Below are 3,065 nucleotides of genomic sequence, written 5' to 3' on the forward strand. Positions count from 1 at the left end.
GGTAAGCAGAGTTTTTGAAATGTAAGGCCTTTGAATAAGACAAAAGGCTGCCTCATCGCTAACTTTGCAACAGTGCCGGATTGAATATAACCGACGTGACTGTTACATTTAGGTGGCTAAACCCGTCAAGCCCTCAGGAGTGAATCATGACCGTAGTCACGACCGCCGATACCTCCCAACTGTACGCACTTGCAGCCCGACATGGGCTCAAGCTCCATGGCCCGCTGACTGTCAATGAGCTTGGGCTCGACTATAGGATCGTGATCGCCACCGTCGACGATGGACGTCGGTGGGTGCTGCGCATCCCGCGCCGAGCCGAGGTAAGCGCGAAGGTCGAACCAGAGGCGCGGGTGCTGGCAATGCTCAAGAATCGCCTGCCGTTCGCGGTGCCGGACTGGCGCGTGGCCAACGCCGAGCTCGTTGCCTATCCCATGCTCGAAGACTCGACTGCGATGGTCATCCAGCCTGGTTCGTCCACGCCCGACTGGGTCGTGCCGCAGGACTCGGAGGTCTTCGCGGAGAGCTTCGCGACCGCGCTCGCCGCCCTGCATGCCGTCCCCATTTCCGCCGCCGTGGATGCGGGGATGCTCATCCGTACACCGACGCAGGCCCGTCAGAAGGTGGCCGACGACGTTGACCGCGTCCGACGCGAGTTCGTGGTGAACGACAAGCGCCTCCACCGGTGGCAGCGCTGGCTCGACGACGATTCGTCGTGGCCAGATTTCTCCGTGGTGGTGCATGGCGATCTCTACGTGGGCCATGTGCTCATCGACAACACGGAGCGCGTCAGCGGGATGATCGACTGGAGCGAGGCCCGCGTTGATGACCCTGCCATCGACATGGCCGCGCACCTTATGGTCTTTGGTGAAGAGGGGCTCGCGAAGCTCCTCCTCACGTATGAAGCGGCCGGTGGCCGGGTGTGGCCGCGGCTCGCCCACCACATCGCGGAGCGCCTTGCGTTCGGGGCGGTCACCTACGCACTCTTCGCCCTCGACTCGGGTAACGAAGAGTACCTCGCTGCGGCGAAGGCGCAGCTCGCCGCAGCGGAATGAGCGAACGTCGATATAGCCCGCTCGCGACGCTGTTCGCGGCGACCTTTCTCTTCCGGATCGGCAACGCGGTGGCGGCCCTCGCGCTTCCATGGTTCGTCCTGTCTCATACAAAGAGCGCGGCCTGGGCGGGCGCCACGGCCGCTAGCAGCGTCATCGCGACCATCATCGGCGCGTGGGTTGGTGGTGGCCTCGTCGATCGGTTCGGGCGCGCGCCCGTCGCATTGATCTCGGGTGTGGTGGGCGGCGTGGCCATGGCGAGCATCCCACTGCTCGATGCCGTTGGCGCCCTCTCGAACACTGGGCTGATCGCTTGCGTGGTGCTCGGTGCCGCGTTCGACGCACCCGGTATGGCCGCGCAGGACAGTGAGCTGCCCAAACTCGGCCACGTCGCCGGGCTCTCCGTTGAGCGCGTCTCGTCACTGAAAGCGGTGATCGGGAACGTCGCGATTCTAGGTGGCCCGGCCCTTGGGGGGGCCGCAATCGGCCTGCTTGGCGCTGCGCCAACGCTCGGGCTGACGGCGTTCTGCTCCGTCCTTGCAGGTCTGCTCGGCGCGTGGGTGCTTCCCGCGCGTGCCGCTCGGACGATGACCACGACGGCGACTCTCTCCATGCGCGCCGGCGTCGCTTTTCTCTGGAGCGAACCCCTGCTGCGCCCTCTCTTTGGTATAGTGATGATCTTCGTGGGCATCGTTGGCGCCAACGGCAGCGTCATCATGCCTGCGCTGTTTGTAGATGCAGGACGCCAAGTAGCAGAGCTCGGGCTGTTCTCCTCAATGATGGGGGCTGGTGGTCTCCTTGGCATTGCCATTCATGCGTCGGTCGGCGCCCGGATATCAGCGCAGAACTGGCTGGCGGTGGCATTTTGTGGCTCTGCGGTGGGCTCGCTTCTGCTTTCACAGTTGCCAGGCGTGCCGGTGCTGATGTTGTTGGGCGCGCTCGTGGGACTGCTGACCGGCTCAGTCTCTCCCATTCTCAACGCTGCCATCTACAACCGCACGCCGCCAGAACTTCTCGGCCGGGTACTCGGCACGGTCTCGGCGGTGATGCTGTCAGCCTCGCCCATGGTTATGCTTGCGGCCGGCGCGTTTGTCGACCTTGCTGGTCCGCTCCCTGGCCTCGTTGTATCGGCCGTGTTTGCGGGGCTCGTGGCTCTACTCTCGCTCCGTCTTCAATTTGCTACAATGGCGGCGGCAGCCACAGCCTCCGCCCCAACCCATACAGAAGGTGAACACTGATGCCCCGCCCCAAGCTCAAGTCCGATGACGAGGTACTCGAGGCCGCCACCGTAGTGCTGAAGCGTTGCGGTCCCATAGAGTTCACGCTCAGCGGAGTAGCAAAGGAGGTGGGGCTCTCCCGCGCAGCGTTAATCCAGCGCTTCACCAACCGCGATACGCTGCTGGTGAGGATGATGGAGCGCGGCGTCGAGCAGGTGCGGCATTACCTGAATGCGATACCGATAGGCGCAGGGCCGCAAGGGCTCTGGGAATTTTTGCAGGTGCTCGTTCGGAGCATGAACACTCGCAACGACTTCTCGGTGAACTATCTCATCTCCTGGTACGAGCTCCAGGTGCCGGAGCTACGCACGCTTGCGATCCAGCGGAACCGCGCGGTGGTGGAGGGGATCCGCAAGCGACTGCCCCCAGGTGCTCCTGCGGCAGCTGAGTTGCTCCTGCACTCGGTCATCGCTGGCGCGACGATGCAGTGGGCCGTCGATCCGGATGGTGAGCTAGCTGATCATGTGCTGGCTCAGATCGCTGCCATCCTGTGTTTAATGTTTCCCGAACACGACGATTTCCAACTCCTCCAGGCACATGCGTAAACGGAGGTGTGCAGAGTCCCTGCGGCAGGCGACGAACACGACCGTCGTCGATTAGTACCGGTACGGTCGGTGGTATCGAAGTCTTGATCACCACTCAGGTCTACGGCTTACAAATGGGGCACTGTTGCAAAGTTAGCGATGAGGCAGCCTTTTGTCTTATTCAAAGGCCTTACATTTCAAAAACTCTGCTTACC

3 protein-coding genes are annotated in these 3,065 nt (G+C 62.6%); all 3 read left to right on the plus strand.

The window, feature by feature from the left end; all coding sequences use genetic code 11:
- Nucleotides 1–146: 146 nt before the first annotated feature.
- From OKC31_RS21430 to mphR(A), 3 genes are read left to right on the plus strand one after another with little or no spacing between them, the layout of a single operon-like run.
- Nucleotides 147–1,052, plus strand: coding sequence for an Mph(A) family macrolide 2'-phosphotransferase (locus tag OKC31_RS21430; protein ID WP_000219391.1), 906 nt, complete (start codon nucleotides 147–149; stop codon nucleotides 1,050–1,052).
- A complete protein-coding gene (mrx(A), locus tag OKC31_RS21435) occupies nucleotides 1,049–2,287 on the plus strand; it encodes a macrolide resistance MFS transporter Mrx(A) (RefSeq protein WP_000004159.1) in 1,239 nt (412 codons plus the stop codon). The genes OKC31_RS21430 and mrx(A) overlap by 4 nt, the downstream gene beginning before the upstream one ends.
- A complete protein-coding gene (mphR(A), locus tag OKC31_RS21440; protein ID WP_001137892.1) occupies nucleotides 2,287–2,871 on the plus strand; it encodes a macrolide-binding transcriptional repressor MphR(A) in 585 nt (194 codons plus the stop codon). The genes mrx(A) and mphR(A) overlap by 1 nt, the downstream gene beginning before the upstream one ends.
- Nucleotides 2,872–3,065 lie beyond the last annotated feature (194 nt).

Source organism: Aeromonas sp. Y293-4 (assembly GCF_027705905.1).
GTDB classification, from domain to species: Bacteria; Pseudomonadota; Gammaproteobacteria; order Enterobacterales; family Aeromonadaceae; genus Aeromonas; species Aeromonas veronii.

Coding starts and splice junctions, on each gene's coding strand:
- OKC31_RS21430 (WP_000219391.1), top strand. CDS start 147: ATGACCGTAGTCACGACCGCCGATACCTCCCAACTGTACGCACTTGCA.